This is a genomic window from Acidilobus aceticus (assembly GCF_055392325.1).
Window position 1 is genome coordinate 742,168 of record NZ_AP042407.1, and the last position, 17,979, is coordinate 760,146.

19 protein-coding genes are annotated in these 17,979 nt (G+C 61.1%); 5 read left to right on the plus strand and 14 right to left on the minus strand.

The window, feature by feature from the left end:
- Positions 1 to 47: 47 nt before the first annotated feature.
- Both ACZ5OO_RS03905 and ACZ5OO_RS03910 read right to left on the minus strand, forming a co-directional pair.
- Positions 48 to 1,541 (minus strand): sodium:solute symporter family protein, encoded by a 1,494-nt coding sequence (locus ACZ5OO_RS03905; protein WP_464078532.1) that lies wholly within the window; start codon positions 1,539 to 1,541, stop codon positions 48 to 50.
- Positions 1,538 to 1,747 carry a DUF3311 domain-containing protein gene (locus tag ACZ5OO_RS03910; RefSeq protein WP_464078533.1) on the minus strand — a complete coding sequence of 70 codons (210 nt, stop codon included), beginning with the start codon at positions 1,745 to 1,747 and terminating at the stop codon, positions 1,538 to 1,540. The genes ACZ5OO_RS03905 and ACZ5OO_RS03910 overlap by 4 nt, the downstream gene beginning before the upstream one ends.
- 166 nt (positions 1,748 to 1,913) lie before the next feature.
- Here ACZ5OO_RS03910 and ACZ5OO_RS03915 point away from each other — a divergent pair, with 166 nt between their 5' ends.
- The 3 genes from ACZ5OO_RS03915 to ACZ5OO_RS03925 all read left to right on the plus strand — a co-directional run bounded on the left by ACZ5OO_RS03915 (position 1,914) and on the right by ACZ5OO_RS03925 (position 3,586).
- Positions 1,914 to 2,480, plus strand: coding sequence for a hypothetical protein (locus ACZ5OO_RS03915; protein WP_013267372.1), 567 nt, complete (start codon positions 1,914 to 1,916; stop codon positions 2,478 to 2,480).
- A gap of 26 nt (positions 2,481 to 2,506) precedes the next feature.
- Positions 2,507 to 2,998 carry a flavin reductase family protein gene (locus ACZ5OO_RS03920; RefSeq protein WP_464078554.1) on the plus strand — a complete coding sequence of 164 codons (492 nt, stop codon included), beginning with the start codon at positions 2,507 to 2,509 and terminating at the stop codon, positions 2,996 to 2,998.
- A 99-nt stretch (positions 2,999 to 3,097) separates the two neighbouring features.
- The gene (locus ACZ5OO_RS03925) at positions 3,098 to 3,586 is read left to right on the plus strand and encodes an SAM-dependent methyltransferase (protein WP_013267374.1); all 489 of its coding nucleotides are present in this window, start codon (positions 3,098 to 3,100) and stop codon (positions 3,584 to 3,586) included.
- Positions 3,587 to 3,609: 23 nt separating this feature from the next.
- Here the strand turns inward: ACZ5OO_RS03925 and ACZ5OO_RS03930 are convergent, their stop codons facing one another.
- Positions 3,610 to 6,087: a tRNA(Met) cytidine acetyltransferase TmcA gene (locus ACZ5OO_RS03930; protein ID WP_464078534.1), complete on the minus strand. Its 2,478-nt coding sequence runs from the start codon at positions 6,085 to 6,087 to the stop codon at positions 3,610 to 3,612.
- 192 nt (positions 6,088 to 6,279) lie between these two features.
- On the opposite strand from ACZ5OO_RS03930, the gene ACZ5OO_RS03935 reads away from it, so the two are divergent.
- The gene (locus ACZ5OO_RS03935) at positions 6,280 to 6,582 is read left to right on the plus strand and encodes a CpXC domain-containing protein (RefSeq protein WP_013267386.1); all 303 of its coding nucleotides are present in this window, start codon (positions 6,280 to 6,282) and stop codon (positions 6,580 to 6,582) included.
- On the opposite strand, the gene ACZ5OO_RS03940 is transcribed toward ACZ5OO_RS03935, so the two are convergent.
- The 10 genes from ACZ5OO_RS03940 to ACZ5OO_RS03985 are packed head-to-tail and all read right to left on the minus strand — an operon-like array spanning position 6,579 to position 16,254.
- On the minus strand, positions 6,579 to 7,415 hold the full coding sequence (locus ACZ5OO_RS03940) for a deoxyribonuclease IV (RefSeq protein WP_464077835.1): 837 nt from the start codon (positions 7,413 to 7,415) through the stop codon (positions 6,579 to 6,581). The two genes, ACZ5OO_RS03935 and ACZ5OO_RS03940, sit on opposite strands and share 4 nt — an antisense overlap.
- 58 nt (positions 7,416 to 7,473) lie before the next feature.
- Entirely contained in the window at positions 7,474 to 9,447 is a 1,974-nt protein-coding gene (locus ACZ5OO_RS03945; RefSeq protein WP_464077836.1) for a DUF2079 domain-containing protein, read from the minus strand.
- Between the two features lie 55 nt (positions 9,448 to 9,502).
- Positions 9,503 to 11,128: a type II secretion system F family protein gene (locus ACZ5OO_RS03950; protein ID WP_464077837.1), complete on the minus strand. Its 1,626-nt coding sequence runs from the start codon at positions 11,126 to 11,128 to the stop codon at positions 9,503 to 9,505.
- The gene (locus tag ACZ5OO_RS03955) at positions 11,125 to 12,834 is read right to left on the minus strand and encodes a type II/IV secretion system ATPase subunit (protein ID WP_464077838.1); all 1,710 of its coding nucleotides are present in this window, start codon (positions 12,832 to 12,834) and stop codon (positions 11,125 to 11,127) included. Before ACZ5OO_RS03955 ends, ACZ5OO_RS03950 begins: the two co-directional genes overlap by 4 nt.
- A gap of 1 nt (position 12,835) precedes the next feature.
- Positions 12,836 to 13,525 (minus strand): ATPase domain-containing protein, encoded by a 690-nt coding sequence (locus tag ACZ5OO_RS03960; protein ID WP_464077839.1) that lies wholly within the window; start codon positions 13,523 to 13,525, stop codon positions 12,836 to 12,838.
- Position 13,526: 1 nt separating this feature from the next.
- Positions 13,527 to 14,015, minus strand: coding sequence for a hypothetical protein (locus ACZ5OO_RS03965; RefSeq protein WP_464077840.1), 489 nt, complete (start codon positions 14,013 to 14,015; stop codon positions 13,527 to 13,529).
- A gap of 9 nt (positions 14,016 to 14,024) precedes the next feature.
- Positions 14,025 to 14,519 (minus strand): hypothetical protein, encoded by a 495-nt coding sequence (locus ACZ5OO_RS03970; RefSeq protein ID WP_464077841.1) that lies wholly within the window; start codon positions 14,517 to 14,519, stop codon positions 14,025 to 14,027.
- 6 nt (positions 14,520 to 14,525) lie between these two features.
- Complete coding sequence (locus ACZ5OO_RS03975; RefSeq protein WP_464077842.1) at positions 14,526 to 15,203, minus strand: hypothetical protein; 678 nt, start codon at positions 15,201 to 15,203, stop codon at positions 14,526 to 14,528.
- A complete protein-coding gene (locus ACZ5OO_RS03980) occupies positions 15,200 to 15,574 on the minus strand; it encodes a hypothetical protein (protein WP_464077843.1) in 375 nt (124 codons plus the stop codon). Before ACZ5OO_RS03980 ends, ACZ5OO_RS03975 begins: the two co-directional genes overlap by 4 nt.
- An 11-nt stretch (positions 15,575 to 15,585) precedes the next feature.
- A complete protein-coding gene (locus ACZ5OO_RS03985; protein ID WP_464077844.1) occupies positions 15,586 to 16,254 on the minus strand; it encodes an archaellin/type IV pilin N-terminal domain-containing protein in 669 nt (222 codons plus the stop codon).
- Between the two features lie 131 nt (positions 16,255 to 16,385).
- Between ACZ5OO_RS03985 and ACZ5OO_RS03990 the strand changes: the two genes are divergently transcribed.
- Positions 16,386 to 16,841, plus strand: a complete 456-nt coding sequence (locus tag ACZ5OO_RS03990; RefSeq protein ID WP_464077845.1) for a hypothetical protein — start codon at positions 16,386 to 16,388, stop codon at positions 16,839 to 16,841.
- Here ACZ5OO_RS03990 and ACZ5OO_RS03995 read toward each other — a convergent pair.
- Positions 16,838 to 17,923: a DUF711 family protein gene (locus tag ACZ5OO_RS03995; RefSeq protein WP_464077846.1), complete on the minus strand. Its 1,086-nt coding sequence runs from the start codon at positions 17,921 to 17,923 to the stop codon at positions 16,838 to 16,840. The genes ACZ5OO_RS03990 and ACZ5OO_RS03995 overlap by 4 nt on opposite strands.
- Positions 17,924 to 17,979: the final 56 nt, after the last annotated feature.

The following is a 17,979-nucleotide window of genomic DNA, read 5'->3' on the forward strand; positions in this document are numbered from 1 at the left end:
GAGGCTATTAACAAGATATGCGTTGTTGCCGCAGGCGGCCCTGCGGCTCAGGGGGCGCCGCGGGCAAGGAGCGAGGCCGCCGCGGAGCCCGCTAAGACAACGACAAGGTTTACTGCCAGGGCTATGAGCCCAACGAAGACGGGCACGCCCCCGACCACTATTGAGGTGGTCCTTATGGGCCCGAACCCGTTGGCGAGGAGGGTCAGGTAGACCCCCGACGCCAGGCCCGCGGCGAGGCCCGCCAGGAGTGCCCTTGGGTCGAGCCTCCTGATGACAAGGCTTAGCATGACAGGGGGCAGCGTCTGGAGCACTATTATGCCGCCGAGCAGCTGGAGCTGAATCGCATACGTCAGCGGGGTCACGAACACGAAGCCCAGGGCTAGGAACTTGAAGAGCACCGAGACCCACTTGGCGGCCGCCTCCTCACCCTCCGGGCTGAGCCTCGCCAGGGGCCTCACTATGCCCCTCACCAGCAGGTTCGACTGGGCTATGGCCATTATGGCAGCCGGCACCATGCCGCCTATGAATATGCCCGCGAGGATCACAGCCGCAAGCGGGCTGGGGAGGAGGAGCTGGGCCATGGCAGGGACGACGAGGAGCCCCCTCTGGGACGCCGGGAACTGGGACACGAACCTGAGCACGCCAGGCATGAGGTAGGCCGCGAAGCCAAGGAAGGAGAACACGCCAACAGCTATGACGTAGAGGGGCAGCAGGGCCGTGGAGGTCCTTATAGTCTTTGGCGACTGGGAGCTCATGACTCCGTTGATTACGTGTGGGTAGAGGTAGAGGGCCAGGGCGCTGCCCAGGGCCAGGCTGAGGTAGTCAACGTAGAGGTCGCTCCTGAGCGTCAGCGTGCCCGTGGGCAGCGGGTCCCTGGAGAGCCCTGAGAAGAGGCCCTGGAAGCCCCCGACCCTGGATATCACCACCGCGGCCATTACAACCACCGTGAGCCAGAGGAGCGCGTCCTTGAGCACAGCCCCAAGGGCCGAGCCCCTGAGGCCGCTCCTGTAGGTGAAGGCCGCCAGGACGGCGAAGGCAAGCAGGAGGGAGAGCTCAGACACGAGGCCCGGGCTTGAGACGCCCTGGAGCAGGACCTCCAGCACGGCTCTCATGCCGTCTATCTGCACGGCCATGTAAGGCAGCACGGCGACTATGCCCGTCACCGCGACGGCCACCCCGAGGGCCCTGCTGCCGTAGATGTCGGCCACGAGCTCCGCGGCAGTGAGGTGCCCCCTCCTCCTGGCCTCGGACCAGAGCCTAGGCATGGCAGCGTAGGCCACCAGGAACGTGACGGCGTAGGGTACGGTGAAGAACACTATAGCGCCTGAGGCGAAGGCCAGCGAGGGCACGCTGACAAGCGTGTAGGCCGTGAACACGTCAGCGCCGAGCAGGAACCAGATTATGACTGGCCCGAACCTCCTGCCGGCTATGGCCCACTCCTCGAGCCCCCCGCCCGACCTCCTGAACCTGTGGCCCAGGAAGCCCAGGGCCGAGAGGGCCGCCACAACCGCAGTGAACATCGCTAGCTCAGCGGCGTTCAACTGGGCTCACCCCCGCACCTGGAGGCCATGACAAGGCAGGCGCTGAGCACTAGTAGCCAGACCAGCTGGTACCAGTAGAAGAAGGGAATCCCCAGGAGCTCAGGGGACGCCCTGTTGTAGAGGGGGACCGGAAGTATCATTACCAGGGGCGCCAGGAGGAGCAGCACCTCTACGAGGCGTCCCCTGCGCCCCCTACATATTCCCATTCCATCACCGCGCACCTCGCTCTCGGCTAATCCAAGGCCTCAGGCATTTAAGTGTTAGCCCAGTGGGAACGCGTTATGGCTGTATACATCCTCCGGCCCCGGCAGCGGTGTTACTCGCCCCTCCCTGCGAAAGCCCCCTTTAAGCTAAGGAGCTAAGGGGCGGAGCTTGAGCCAGCAGTCTGAGAGGGCAGTGAGCAAGGAGACGCTGGAGGCCTACCTGAAGAAGAGGATACAGGAGCTCGAGGAGGAGCTGTCAGCGCTCAAGGCGCTTCTCGACTACATAGAGGACGCGGGCAAGGCCAGCCCGGCTGAGAGGCCCGAGGACATAAAGGTAGGCAGGAGGAGGGTGGCGAGGCTCCTCAGGGGCGAGGGCTACGTGAGGGTCGTGCCGGAGGTGCCCATGGCCCTCCCCAAGGAGGTCAGGGAGTACCTCAGCACCGTTGAGGCCGAGATAAGGGCCTACCAGGGCAGGGAGGGGAGCGACGAGGGCGGAGGGGTCAAGCTTACCATAAGGGACAGGCCCGACGGCAGCGTGGCTGAGATCAAGTTCGACGGCCTCTACTCCACCCTGGAGTTCCTCAAGGCCAAGGCGGCGCTGAAGTATGCGATGGAGGTCTCATACGAGGTCTACAGGGCCCAGATGAAGGGAGGCGCCGAGGAGGAGGGAGAGGGGAAGGAGGAGGGCGGCGAGGAGGGCGAGGAAAGTAATAGTGAAGACAACGAGGAAGCTTAATTTTGTACTTCGGCCTCCTTAGCCAGGTGCAGGCCTTGGACGCCGGGGAGCTGATAAAGCAGTTCATGAGGTCGGCCGCCCAGCAGGTCTACGTTGTCACGGCGAGGGACCTGGGGGGCTCCTACGCGGCCCTGACCGTGAGCTCGATGACAAGCCTGAGCATAAGCCCTCCCCTGATACTGATATGCATAGACAGGTCCAGCAGGAGCCACGAGGTCCTGACCCAGGCGCCTTACTTCATAGTAACCATGCTCTCCAAGGACGACGAGTGGGTGTCCCGCTTAATGGCTGAGCCGGGCGACGCCCTTGACAAGCTCAGGAGGGTGAACTACGTGGAGAGCAGGTATGGCCCCATGCTTCCCGGCGACAGGCCCTACCTGGTGGCCAGGAGGTGGGCCGTCTACGACGGAGGGGACCACTCAATAATTGTCGGGGAGGTAGTTGACGGCAGCGCCCCTCCCATGAGGTGCCCCCTGCTTTACCAGAACAGGGCGTACACCACTGTTAAAGGGTGTTAAGGGCTCAGCAAGTTAGCTTAAATCAAATGACACCAGTCAACACGTATAAGGGTACCCACCACGGGTGACCAGGAGGAGTTAGACCTAGGGTGGATAGCGATGGCGTTCGGAGGGCCTTCGGTTCCGTTCGTGCCTACCAGGCCTGAGGTCCTTGACCTGGTGTTCCAGGCGCTGGACCTCAAGGAGGGCGACGTCCTCTACGACCTCGGCTGCGGCGACGGCAGGATAGTCATAGAGGCCGCCAAGAGGTACCCGATAAAGAAGGCCGTCGGCGTTGAGCTCAGGGACGAGCTCTACAAGGAGGCCAGCGAGAGGGTCAAGAGGGAGGGGCTCGACGGAAAGGTTGAGATAGTTCATGGGGACTTCTTCAGGGTCCCGATAGGCGAGGCCACCGTGGTCTACATGTACCTGCTGACCAGCGTCAACGAGGCCCTGAAGCCGAAGCTCAAGCAGGAGCTGAAGCCGGGGACCAGGGTGGTGACCCTGGACTTCCAGATACCTGGGTGGAAGCCAGTCAAGATAATAGGGGACAGGGGAGGCTGGCAGAGGACCCTGTACGTCTATGTCATAGGAGACTCCGACTCGTAGCTCTAGGTTATCTCCCCTTTTTGTTAGAAGTCGTCAAAGCCCAGGGCCTGCAGCGAGCCCTCTCCAATGCCGTAGTACTTGGCCGCCAGCTTCCTTATTGCCGTCTTAACTAGGGACAGGGCGTCCTCGAAGCCCACGCCGAGCTCCCTCGAGGCCTCTGGCCACGGCCTCCCCTGCATCACCTTGACGGTTATTGCCAGCTCCTCCTCGCGGCTCAGCAGGCCCCTGTCCAGGGGCGCCCTCTCCCAGTACGTCATGACCACGTCCCTTATGACGTCGTTGCTCGTCTCGTAGGTCATGGTGCCGTAGAGGTAGGCCCAGAGCCTCTGGAGCCTCAGCTTGTTCATGGGCGGCACGTCGTCCCTCAGGGGCGCCGTGGCGTTGAGCATCGCAACCGCTATGTCAGGCTCCATGCCCCTGTAGGTGTCCTGGAGGCTGTTGAGGAGCTTGTACTTGAACTCCCTGTTGGCGGCTGCCGTGAGCCTGGAGGCCTGCTCGCTTATGGGCTTGAGCACCAGCACCGTGAACTCGCCGCTCACGGGGTTCCTGTCAGGGCTTATGTGGATGAGCTGGAAGCCGTTCCTGGCCCAGAACCTGACCAGCTTCTCGTTGACGCCGAAGCCGCTGCCCACCCAGTCGTAGCCCCTCTTGACGGCCTCCTCGTATATGCCCCTGAGGAGGGCCGAGCCTATGCCCTTGTCCTGCACCTTGGGGTGGGTCGCTATCCTGACTATCCTCCAGCCCCTCAGCCTTCCGAAGGGAGGGACCCTCAGGTGCTTTATCACCCTGTCGGGTATTATGTTGCCCTTGGTCTTGTCCTGGTTGAGGAGGGTGTTGCTCAGCTCCTCGTCCAGCCCTCCCTCCTCGGCCAGGAGGACCGCTGAGACCACCTTGCCCGAGGACGTGGCCATGGCCCTTATGCTGTAGTGGGGGGCGTCGGCTATTAGGGCGAGGTCGTCGGGCTCGTTCCTGTAGTGGGCCTGCACGTATATCCCGAAGGCCTGCCTGAGCAGGTCCTCCCTCTTTGAGAAAAGCTCCTCGGGCTCCAGCGCCAGGTACTGCAGCCTCCCCTCCCTTATGTCCCTCAGGTCAGCGTCGTCTAGGTCCGCAGGCTCAGCGTCTAGGAGCAGGACGTCGAACAGCCACCTCTCGACCGGGTCGTTGGCGGAGTACCTGATGGGCTCGCTCATCTCGAACTCCCTCAGGTCCGTGTCGGGGTCCTGCCTCACCTCGCCGAGGAACCTGACGCTGAAGCCCCTTCCTGCGCCCTCGTAGCCGTGGATCGTCGAGGCCACGAGGACCCTCGAGTGGCTCCTCCATATCTTGTGCAGCAGGGGGACTGGGAGGCCGCTGGCCTCGTCTATTATCACCAGGTCAGCGTCAACCTCTGGCACGTCGTCGGGGCTCACGTATTTTATTCTGATCCCCTTGCCCCTGAAGCCGGCTATGAGCCCCCTGTCAACTATGGGCTCGACGTCAAGGCCCTCTGCCTTGAAGGCGCTCTCGGCCAGCTGCATGAGGCTCTGCGTGTTCTCAAGGTCGGGGGACGTGACGACGGCCCTGAAGGGCCTCTCCCTGGAGAGGACCTTTGCCAGGCCGGCCATGGCTATGCCTGCGGCGCAGCTCTTGCCCCTGCCCCTGTCGGCGGTTATCACCAGCAGCTTCCTCCTGCCCCTCTTCGGCGGCTCTATGAGCCACTCCGCCTGCTTTATGGCGTTGACCTGGTCCTGGGTGAGGGCCAGGGAGTACAGCTCCCTTGGGAACTCTGCCTCCTCGGGCGGCGTCACCTTCCTCTCAGCGGCGGCCGGTAGCTTGGTAGGCTGCCCGCTTACTATGCTGTCGTTATCAAGGTCAACTACGAATATGTTCTCCTGGTGCTCCAGCAGCTTCCTCTTGAACCAGCCTATGAAGACGTACCTTGGCTGGTCGTGGCCTGGGACCAGCAGGTTCTTCCTGAAGTCCGTGAGCTGCTGGTCCCACGAGCTCCACGAGGGTGCCTGGAATATTATTATGCCCCCTCCCTCGACGACGCCGACCAGGATGCCTACCCTGTTGGGCCTGAGGTCGTTGACCAGGTCAAGCACCAGGCCCTGGAAGGTGGTCCCGAGGTACCTCCTCGAGTCCTCGGACTTTATTATGGTCAGCTTGAGAAGGTTGCCCCTCTCCTTGACTGACCTCTTGACGAGCTCCTTCCTCAGCTGCGAGTCCTCGTAGTCCTGGTTGAAGGCGTAGAGTACCCTGAGCTGGGGCCTTAACTTCAGGGACCTCATGACCTGCTCGTAGGTTATCAGCGCGCTGGCCGTGGCAACCCCGACCTTTACTGGGTCGGAGCCGCTGAGGACCACCATGACCCTAGTGTTAGACGCCACTGCGTACTTTATGGCCCTCCTAAGCAGCCTCCTTAGCCTGAGCACGGACTCCGGCAGCTCCTTACCGAGCTCGTAGGAGGCCTCCTCGGCCTGCCTCTTGACCCTCTCCCTCTCCTCAGGGCTCCTCCTCAAGTCGGGACACCACGGCCACAAGTCTAGGGCTGGGTCGGCCCTATTAAGGACGGGCCTTGCAGTGAAGGCATTAAGCGGCGGCTTTCAGCGTCCCTTGCTTGACGTCTTGAGGTCCTTGAGCTCAACCCTGCTTTGCCCTGCGGGGCCTCCGCCCCTTTATAGTCGCTTTACAAGAGTAGTACGGGGACCAGCGTGGAGACGAGGTCAATAGTTAAGCCTGCCGTGTGCCCATCCTGTGGAGCCCTGGGCGAGTACCACTACGAGGTCTCGGGCCCCGTGGTCAGGGACGGGCAGGCGTTCATAGAGGTTAAACACCACTTCAGGTGCGAGGCCTGCGGCCACGTTGAGGAGGGAACCGTGTACGTGCCCCTGGAGGGCCTCTACAGGCTGAGGTACCTGCTGGTCCCAGAGGCCATGGCGGTGGTCGAGAAGGCTAAGCTGCTGAGCGAAATAAGCCCCGAGGTTAAGGGGTTGGCCGCGGCTGGGACAGGCTAAAGGTACTTCTCGCAGACCCTCTTCATCAGGAGCGCGTCCTGCTCAAGTATGGGGCTCTCGCTTATTATGACCCCGTCAATTCCCGTGTCCACGTAGGCCTTGCAGACGTACTCCCACTCGGGCCCGAAGTCCCTCTCGCCCAGCGTGTGGTGCTCCCTCTCGCCGCCCTTGCCGTACTCTATCTTTGAGAAGTGCGTGTGCAGCGGCCTCACAGCCCACGTGCCGAGCTCCTTCTCTATCCTGTCAATAACCTTAATGACGTCGTCCTCGCTGTTTATGTCAGCCCCCTCCGTCCTGGCGTGGAGGTGGGCCCAGTCAACGGCAGGCCTGAGCCTGTCGTGGGACTGGCATATCCTTATGGTCTCCTCCACGTCACCCACCTGGGACTCCTTGCCAGTGGTCTCGGGGGCCAGCCAGGCCACCCTGAGCTCAAGTCCGTCGAAGACCTGTTTGAGGGCCTCAATGACCCTGTTCAGGGCCTCCTCCCTGCTGGAGTTCCCCTTTATGTAGCCTGGATGAAAGACCACCGCGTAGGCGCCCATCCACTCGGAGGCCTGGGCCGCCTCCCTGAGCCTCTCCACGCTCTTCCTGACGGTCTCCTCCTCGGGGCTGGCCAGGTTTATGAAGTAGGGGGCGTGCATGCTGAGCGTTATGTCGTACTTCTGAGCAGCCTCCCTTATTTTCTCAGCCTTCTCCTTGGTCACCCTAACGCCCCTGACCGCCTCGTACTCGAGGGCGTCAAGGCCCATCTGCCTCAGCACCGGGGGCACGTCCTCGTAGTCCCCACTGAAGTTCGTGGGCTTCCCCGCTGGGCCAAACCTCAGCGCGGTCAAGCCTCTCCCCAGCCAGAAGTTGAATAGGGAAGGTAAAAGGGGGAACACTTACTTATGCCTAAGAAGGCGAAGTCTGGGTAAGGGAGAAACCCCTTATCAGCAGGGTGCCGTTCACGTCATCAGAGAGCAGCGTCACGGAGCCCAAGCCCACTAACGTCGGCGAGTAGAAGCTTAGCGTAAGCCTAACCCACCTTCCCTGGGGCAGCAGCGAGACGGGCACGCTCTCGTTGAGGAGCGTTATCGGGGTCAGGAGGCCGTCGCCGCTTAGGTAGTAGCCTGTGACCACGGCGTAGAGCCTCGTTGACGGCGAGAGGCCGTCGTTCATTACGTAGAAGGTCACGTTGTACCTTCCCGGCAGGAAGTTCAGCGCGTGGGGCTCCGCGAAGAGCCCCTCAAACCTGCCGTAGTGGAAGTTGGTCACATTTATGTAGCCCTTTCCATACCATGCCGTGAAGAGGGGCCAGAGGTCGCCGGCCCCGTAGCTGTAGGAGTACGGCCTGAAGGCGACCACGCCGCCCGAGTAGTTCCTCTCAAGCAGCATGGTGCCTCCCTCCTCGGCCACTATGCCGTAGCCTGACCTGAGGGCCCAGTCCGCGACCTCAAGCATGCTCTCGCCGCAGACATCAGTGTTATCGTAGTATAGGTAGAGGCTGTGGATTACGTTAACTACTATGTACTGGCTCTGGTTGGCCTCTATGCAGCCCAGGAGGACGTCGCCGTCGGGCCTGGGCAGCAGCTCAGGCATGTTGTCCTGGGCCGCTATCATTGTGGCGTTGCGCGGCACCATATTTATGACGTCTATCATGCTCTCATAGTAGGTCACGTTGAAGCTTGTCCACTGGGAGAGCTGGTAGTCCGTGAAGGACATGTAGTTGAGCGGCCCGTAGGGCTCAAAGAAGGCGGCAGTCACAGCTGACATGACGAGCACGCCAGCTGCCACGTAGGTGGCGACCCTCCGCGACCCCCTGGATATCACGGCTGCGCCCTCTACCGTGCCGAGCCAGACGGGAGCCATGATTATCGAGGGGTACTCGAACCTGAAGAAGTAGGGGTAGTGGTAGCCCCAGTAAGATGAGAACGCCAGGAGCGCTATAAACGGCAGCAGCGCGGGGGCCCACCTCCACGAGAGCAGCGGCAGGAAGAGCACAGGCAGGAGGGAGAGCCCGATGGTAAGGGCGTCAACCACGTAGCCCCTCACGTAGAGCAGCTGCACGTGGCCGGGCTCGGCCACCGGAGGCGCCACTATGTTTATCGAGAGCAGCTGCGACAGGCCTGGAGTCAGCCTTAGATACGTGGACGCCGTTGAGCTCACCGAGGTGGGGGCCGCCTGGATCGCCTTAGTGGGCGACGTAAAGAGCGACGTCAGGATTCCTACGTTATACGCCGCCAGCAGGAGGGAGACGACTATGAGCGTGAGGCCCGCGGCAAGGCCGAACCTCTCCCTCCTGTCCCTGAGGGCCCAGTAGCCAACTAACGTTATGCCAAACCACAGGGGGTAGACCTCGTAGCCGAACCTGAGCATCGAGGAAAATATCATCAGGGGCACCGAGACGTACCTAGATCTGCCTCCCCTCAGGTAAAGGTAGTATGAGGTTATGAAGAGGGTCGGGAAGAGGGCCTGCCTGTGAACGTCGAACCAGTTAACGCCCGCCAGGGGGAAGTATATGAGGTATGAGATAGCTAGCATGAGGGCGGCGACGTCGCTCCTGAGGTACCTCCTGGCTATCGCAAATATCGGGAAGGCCGCGGCCCCCAGCCACAGCGTCTGGAAGATCACCAGGGCCTCTATCATGTGGGGGCCGAGGGGCAGGAACAAGGCATATATTAGGAGCGCCGCCTGGCCCGTGAGGTAGTTAACGAAGCCCTGGACGCCCGAGTGCACGGAGTCCCAGGCGCCCTGCACTATTATGCCCAGGTCGCCCAGCGTAACCCTGAGGCCATACACCTTGGTCAGGGTTATGTAGGACCACGCGGCCGAGTAGGCAGCGTAAGCCGCTAACAGCACGATGTAGAAGGCGACGTTCCGCCTCAAGCAGGACCCCGAGGGTGCCTTGCCCGGGGCAGGTATTTAGGGCGGGAGGCAAGGCCTAGGGAAGGCCGGCTGCCGTCACTGGGAATATGTGGAACAGGTACGACATCAGGGCGGCCACTCCAACTATGGCGCCTCCAGTCATTATTGAGAGTATTGCCAGGAAGAGGTAGAAGGACCTCGGGCTCCCCACCTTGGTGACCGCGAGTATGTAGGCGTTTATGAGCGTTATCACTGCTGCAAATATGAGCGTTGAGGACTCCAGCAGGGGCACGTTTATGTTGCCGAAGACGAAGATGTTTGCAAAGGAAGCGCTTATGCTGGCCCTCAGGGGTATCAGCAGCTGTGAGAAGTAGTACATCATCTCTGCCATGAACACCATTATCGCTACGACGCTGGCGTGCATAAGTATGAGCGTTGACAGGAAGTTCCCCGTGACCTGGAGCTTCCTCTCCCTCAGGGTGAGCAGCAGGTTCATGTGATCAGAGAGGGCCACGCCCGCCTCGCTCAGGTCCCCTCCGTGGTCCATGACGTCAGCGAAGACCTGAAGCGACCTGTATATGTTCTCGCTGCCCGTCCGCACGGAGAACTTGGCCATAGCTATGCCCTTGTCGACCCCCATGGCGAGGGAAGCCTGGAGGTTCTCGAGCAGCTTCCTCAGCCTGCCGAGCTCTATCTTGGAGAGCTCCTTGACCGCTTGCCTCAGGTCGGGCACCTGGGACAGGTATATTCCAAGGCTCCTTATCATGACTGGGAAGAACTTGTCGTAGTCGTCTATCAGGTTCTCCATGTTGTTTATCACGTAGCCCGCGGGGACGAAGAGGAGGCCGAAGACTATGAATGATATGCCCACGGTAACGTAGTTAATCCCGCGCGACAGTATCATGTATGATATTATGACGCCCAGCACGAACCCGGCAGCGGCAAGGATATCGGCGAGGAGCGCCGTGGGGTTCCTGGACCTCTTGGCCTCGAATAGGTCCTTTGGGGCCTTCAGTATCACCAGCACCCCAAGCACGGAAATCGCTACCAGGGCGGCCACGTAGCTCAGTATAACTATCCTGAGGCTGGTGCCCCCAAAGAAGAAGAACAGCAGCATCATCGTTGTGACTGCGAATATCACCGAGACCATGGTTGACGCGTAGGCGCCGTACAGCACGTTGAGCGAGTCAAGGCTCCTGTTGTAGAAGTTCTGGTAGTTGAACTTTATGGTCTCGTACTCTACCTTGAGGAACGACGTCACCTCCTCGCCCACTGCTGAGATGACAGCGAACCTCTCCATGAACTCCTTGAACGCCTTGTTCCTCTCCCCCCTTGAGGAGAGCGACAGGGCCTCGGGTACTGTGTAGCCCCACCTCTTCGAGAGCTCGGCGGCCCTCCTGTAGGTCTTAGAGTAGTGTCCGTAGGGCCCCTTAGACGCGCTCCTAACTATTTCACCTGGCGGCTGGGAGCCCGTGGAGACCACGTACATGTGAAGCAGGGAGTAAAGGAAGTCCACGTCTAGCTTTATGTACGTCCTGTGGGAGAGCAGCCAGTAAAGGAGCGCGCCGCCGCCCGCCATAATTATCAGCAGTGACGGCGCCTCCAGCCTCGTCCTGCCCACCGCAAGCAGCAGGAGGCCGGCAGCGATCACCAGGGCTGAGACGTGCAGCAGGCTAACCTTAGGCCTCCCTGGCCTCCTCAAGACAGGTCAAGCCTCCCTGCCCTCAGCTCCGCCAGGGCCTTCTCTATGCCCATGCTCTCTGCCTTGACCACGGCCTTGAAGACCTGGAAGTAGTCGAAGACCTTCCTGTTCACCAGCTCCCTCAGGAAGGAGGCCCTCAGCTCAAGCTCGTCGTATATCAGCCTGTAGTCCCTCCTCGAGAGCCCCCTCATCCTCGCTATCTTCTCCTCCAGCAGGTAGCTTGAGCCCCTGCCTGAGAATATGAAGCGGTCAGTGGAGGGGTCCCAGGTGAACACGGGTATTGCGCTCACCGAGTCGCTGTTGGGGTCGTAGCCGACTATCTCGTAAAGCGCGGTCATCCTCCTGACCAGGAGGCCCGTCTTAGAGTAGGTCGAGGCCTGGAACCAGGCGAAGTTAAGGTTGTCCATGTAGGGCTTGGGTATGTCTATGGGGTGGCCCGTGAGCCTCTGTATGAGCCTCGTGAAGTCGCCCGCGTGAAACGTTGAGAGTACCGGGTGGCCAGTCTGCATGGCCTGGAATGCGACTGCGCCCTCAGCACCCCTTATCTCGCCCACTATTATGTAGTCGGGCCTCTGCCTCAGAGCTGCCCTCAGCAGGTCGAAGAGGGTCACGCTGGTCTCAGGCCTTCCGGTGTCCCTCGCCAGCTCCCTGGTCCAGTTGGGGTGGGGAAGCTGGACCTCGGCCGTGTCCTCGATTGTGACTATCTTGTAGGTGGGCCTTATGAAGACGGCTATCGCGTTTAAAGCTGTTGTCTTGCCTGAGGCCGTCTCGCCGCATATGAAGCCGCTCATGCCCTCCCTCAGCAGCATCCAGGAGTAGGCTGCGACCCTCTCGTCTATCGTGCCCCAGTCTATGAGCTGGGTGACGCTTATGGGCACCTTCGACGACTTCCTTATGGTGAAGTTCGTGCCCCTGAGGCTCACGTCGCTCCCAAAGACAATGTTTATCCTGCTCCCGTCGGGCAGCGTGGCGTCGACTATGGGCCTCGCCCTCGTTATGGGCTTGCCTATCTTCTCCCCCAGCCTGAGCACGAAGGAGTCCAGCTCGTCCTCAGAGGAGAAGCTCACGGTGCTCTCCATCCTGTTGAATATCTTGTGCACCAGGTATATGTTGCCGACACCGCTGGCCGAGATGTCCTCGAGGTACGGGTCCCTGAGGAAGGGCTCAAGTACCCCGACGCCTATCTTGTCCCTGACCACGTGGTACTTTATGTAGTCGACCCACTCCCTCTTAACAGGCACCTTCCTCAGCTCCAGGTCGCTGGAGAGCGAGGAGTAGTCCACGTCCGAGCTGGCAGGCTCAAGTATCCTGTCCAGGAGCGAGAGGAGGAGCCTCCTCCTCTCCTCCGCGGACTCTGGGGCCTCGCCGCTTATCACGTTGGCCAGGGCGACGTCTATCGCCCTAAGGAGCTCGGGCGGGGGCCTCGGGGGCTCTATAACTATGTACCTGCCCATGTCGCTGCCCCTGACGGAGTGCGCGTGAATGAAGACGCCCCCTCCCACGGGGTAGATGACGTTGTACTCCCTCCGCTTCTTAAGCGAGGAGTCCAGCTTCTCCATGTAGACAGGCTCCCCGAGCTCCCCGCTCACCTTTGAGATGTACTCCTGGAGGTACTGGGGCCTCTCGCCGAAGTCAGGCTCCTTTACCTCAGGAGGCCCCTGGCCCTTCGACCTCCTCGGCAGAAGGCTAAACCTCAAGGCAAGCACCTCAGGACAACACTATTGGTATGACCTTGATCCCGAAGGCCGGGTCCACGTCAAATGTTATGGAGCTCTGGGCCCCCGAGGGGAGGCCCTTGAGCTTAACTATTGTGAGCACCTTGAGCCTCCTGCCCCCAAGGCTGGCCTCGCTGAGCTTTATGTAGCCGTCACACGTGGCCTTTATGGGCTCCGAGAGAGCCTTGGGCAAGGTGTTCGGGTGAAATGTGACGACCACGCTCATGCCCCTGTCCGCTGACTTCCTGAGGGCCTCAAACAGCATCTTTATTGAGCTCTCGGGGGCCGCCGAGGAAAGGTAGGAGAGCGTGTCTATCACGGCGGCGTCGAAGCCCAGCCTGCCCGAGGTGAATATGTAGGACAGGGCGCCCAGGAGCTTCTCAGCGGTGTTCCTCGTTACTGGGACGCCCACGTTCATAGTGTAGACCCTCAGGGAGCCCCTCAGGAAGTAGTCGAAGAGGTCAAAGCCTGACTCCTTGGCCTTGCTAACGAAGGTGTAGCTGCCCCCCTCGTTTGTGAAGTACACCACAGAGAGGCCCGCCCTGAGGTATGTCTGCGCCAGGAGGAGCGCGACGCTGGTCTTGCCCGAGCCGTTGTCGCCCTCGACGGCTATGAGGCTCGGGTGGGGTATCCCTCCCCCCAGCCTTGAGTCTATCTCCTCGTTGCCAGTGCTAAGTATCACTCTAGGGGCCCGGTGTAAAGGAATACTGGGCGGGAGGTGCTTTAAGGGGTATTACTGTAACGCTCATCGGCTGCGACCTAATGGCCTGGTACGTCAGGGTCAGGTTCAGCTCTATGGTCTCGCCCGGCATGAGGCCGGAGCCAGGGGAATAGGGGGCCGCGTAGTCCCCTACGAACTTGAACACGGGAGGGCTCGAGGTCAGGTTAAACACCTGGACCCTCTCCCCCAGGGAGGTGCTGTAGAGCACTATCACGTAGGTCTCGCCGACCAGGTACAGCGGCTCCTGGCCGTAGTTTGTAACGTTTACCAGCAGGGTCCTGTTGTTGGACCCCAGGTAGGCCGAGGTCACCCTGATGTAGGGGGAAGGGCTGAGGGCCTGGGGCTGCGGGACCGCGCGGTAGGCCGTGAGTATCATCCCTGCAAGCGAGCCCAGGACCACGACCAGGGCCACGGCGGCTATTGCCATACCGACAGCTACCTCAAGCCCCATGGGATCCACCTAAGGGGACGACTGGAGGTACGCGCTGAAGTCCTGGCCGTCGGGGAGAGATATGACCACGTGCACGGTGTTGCCGAAGTTAACCCCGGTCCTCACAACTATCTCTGCCATGGCTCCGGGGCTCAGCTGGCCTCCCTGGGAGCCATAGATGGCCACGAGCCCCCAGGTCCCCTGGCCGCCCGACTGGGAGTAGAGGTACATGTTCAGCGTCCCGTTGGCAGGTCCCAGGAAGACCTCGACATAGCTCAGCTCGGCTCTGCTTATCGTGGTGTACCCGCTGTTCCTTATGAAGACGTAGTAAGAGGAGTCAGTGGAGTTGTAGTAGGCGTAGACCGGCGTAAGCTGCGTCTCAAGGGCCTGGGCCTCGGCGCTAGACCTCTGCGAGTAAGCGCTCATTATCTGATATGTTTTAAGTATGACAGCGGCGCTCACGGCAGACACGAGTATTACAGTGACTATAATGAAGATAGTGTGACTTATCGCGACCTCGCTCAAGGCCTCTCACCTCGACTCGTCCTGCCTCCTCAGCTTAGACAGTATCACCTTGGCAAGGCCGCTCCTTATCACCTCGTCGTTGTCAACCCCGGCCTCGCTGAATATTATTGCCAGGAGGGATACCACCTCCTGAGGAGAGAGGCCCTTCTCGACGCCGAGCTTCATCGTGTTCAGGAGGTAGACTAGGGCATCCCTCTCACCGTCGCTGAGCACCCCGAGGGAGCTCATGGCCTTAACCACGCTCTCGAAGAAGTCATTTGAGAGTATGTTCATGTCGGCGAAGAGGTTGAGGAGCTTCATTACCCTCTCAATGTTAGTCACAGGGATTACAGGCGCGGCGGCCCTGCTAGGACCTACCGCCTGGGAGACCATCGGCTGGGCCTTTACCACCTCCGTGCTGGTCGTCTCAGGGCGAGGCTGGGGTCTAACGACGTCCTCCTGCTCTGCGCGCTTCGCCTCCTGTGGCGCTTCCTGGCCCTGGCTATGTTGCTCCCTGGGCTGTGGCTGCTGAGGGGCCGCCTGCTGGCTCTGCATGGCGTTGGCCGCTATTGCAGCTAGCGGGTTGTTGAGGCTGTCTATAATTGACCTGAGCTGAGCGGCGGCGTCCCTGAGCATCTCTGCCACGTCCCTGAGCTCTGTGGATGCCCCCTGAGGTGGCTGCTCCTGCGGCCTCTGCTCACTCATGGCAGCACACCCCCTCGCAAGCCTGACCTTCCTGAGGAGGAGGGACTCCAGGGCCCCAGCCGGCGTGAACCTGACAGGGCCGAGCTCCTCCTCAAGGGTGCCAGCTTCGAGAGGAAAAAACCGGGGGAAGCGCAGTCCCCCTTAACGCTGGTGGCAAGTGAAAGGGGCACAGGAACGTCGAGGGCCGCAACTACCAGGGCGGCTATGCCCACAGCTGAGTACAGGGGTCCGCGGCCCTCGACGATCATAAGTGCCCCCATGACGCCAATCGCAAGGAAGAGCCCCGCCAGGGCAGCTGAGACGTTGCTCACTTTCCTGGCGGAGCCCTCAACCACAAAAAAAGACCTTTGAGTTGGCCTCTCGGTGCGCAATTTTGCGCACCTCACCCAAGGTCTATTATTGTGCTGCTCACGTCGTCAGGCGGTATGATCCTGGATACAGTTATAGCTCCTCCTATGCTTGGCGATATGGTCACTGTGAAGCTCGAGTAGGCCGACAGTCCGTATGGCAGGTGTATCACTAGCAGGGCCTGGCCGTAGGGGCCTAAGACGTAGGGAGTTATGTTGCCGTGTATGAAGTAGACCACAGCGGCAGCCTTGTCAGAGTAACCATTACCATTATTGTAGTAGGTGCCACCTGGTGAGGTGAAGTTATTCGCTATTTCAATAAGGGTCACGTTGGGGTGCGCGCCCAGGCTTAGGTCACTGACGCCAATGTATATGTCGGAGTAGCTGGCGTTTGGAGTTATAATTGACACCTCCATCAGGCTCGGGGCTAAGCTGACGTAGCCCGTGCCGGGGGTCACTCCGAGCGGTATGAATATGTCCTGCACCTCACCGTTACTGTTCACGTACGCCATGACGTTGCCGTCGACCTGGAGGGCCGTGGACGACTCCTGGAGGCCGCTCTCCATGGTCTGCTTGGCCTTCTGAGCAGACGTCATGCCCATGTCAAGGACCACGAAGGCCACTGCCGCGGCCACGAGGACGAACGCTATGAGGATTATGGCCGTGTCTATGCCCACCATGCCTCTCCTGCTTCTCCTGGGCATGTCTCAGACCAAGGAATGTTAAGGCGCCCCCGTAAGATATAGGGATTTACGTGGGGTTACTTGCCAAGTGTGAGGAGCCTAGGCTGACCCCTGTAATACCTCAGGCCCTGCACAGTATTACGGTCCTGGACTTGAGGAGGCCAAGGCTGCCAAGGTTGCCAGGGCTCCCCGTGAGGGAGAACCTGGCTGCCATAGCCATGTTCGCCGCGGCGGTGCTCATAGCCCTGATGTTGGCCAGGCTGTCGCCCATAATAGCCTCAAGGATAGGGGCCCCTGGGATAGCGATAACGCAGCAGAGGGTCACGCTGCTCTCCTGCGGCGCTGTGGCCACGCAGCAGGGCATGCTCCAGGTCTACGCTATAGCTTATAACAACGGGACCTCGGGCGTCGAGGTCTCAAGCGCTTACCTTTACGACAGCGCCGGCTTTGAGGACGCCTCGAACACCACTCAGGTATACATACCTCCCAAGCACTACGTGCCCATAACCATGTATGTCATGGCACTTAACCAGTATGAGCCCTACACGGTGACCGTCTTCACGGCCTCCGGCTACCAGGCCAGCTGCCAGTTCACCTACGGCGGCTAGATAGCAATCACCGGGGCCTCGCCGAAGCGGCCCAGGTCCACCTTGTCCCCGGGCTCAGCGCCGTCAACCGGTATGAGCCTCACCCCGAGGGTCCTTCCCTTGGCCCTCGAGTACGAGGCCACGTCAAGTATGAGGCCCGCCAGCCCCTGCAGGTCCGCTGGGACAGCGACCATGTCAAGGCCAGCCACGCAGGCCCCGCTGAGCATCGCAAGGTACCTGGCGTTAACGTCGCCCTCGCTGGCCCTTGCCTTGAGCTTGGAGTCCTCGCCCACGGGTAGCATGACCTCGTTGAACCCTATAGTCCTGAGCCCCCTGGAGGCCTCAGCTATGGCCTCGTTGACCAGCCTCACGCCGACCACGAAGCCCGGCTTCGGCATCCTGACCCCGGCCACCTCCTCCACAAGGCCAAGGGATGAGTCCTCCATCCACGGGGAGACGCTGAGGTCCACGCCCATGTACTCCGCCCCCAGGTAGCTGGCGACCGCCTTGGCCAGCGACTCAGCCCTGCCGTGGGCCTCGGCTATGGCCTTGACTAGGCCCTTGATTCCGCCAGACCTGTAGGCCGAGGCGAGGTACGAGGGGTAGGTGAGGGCCGCCGTGACCCCAACCCTGCCGGGTATCGCGGACGCGAGCGGGTAGTAGGGCGTGACGAAGTGCCTCTCGCCGGAGACGTTAACTGCCACCCTCGTGGCGAGGGTGGGGTCCTCGGAGGCTATGCCCGCTATGAGGGAGGCGGCGGCCCTGGCCTCACTCCATGAGGGCTCCCTGAGCAGCAGGGAGGCGTAGAGCCCTGCCGAGGCCAGCGCCTTCAGGTCGTCCTGGCTGACGCTCAGCTCGAGCTGCCCGACGCTTATTGACGCCTGCGAGGTCAGGTGCTCAAGCTCCTTTGCTAGGCCGCCCAGCCCGGCGCCACCTGGGTCAGGTATGGCTACCCTCACGTACGTCGGCCTGATGCCGAGCTGGGAGGCGGCGGAGTCCACAGCGTCAAGCAGCCTGCTCACGGCGTCCTCGAGTGACTCTGCAACCTCATCGCCCTCCACCGTGCCAAGGTGAAGGGTTACGGCCCTCACCTCGAAGCTCACGGCCTGCACCTGGGCCTGTGGAGGCCTTGAGGTTATTAGCCTCAATCGCTGGGGAA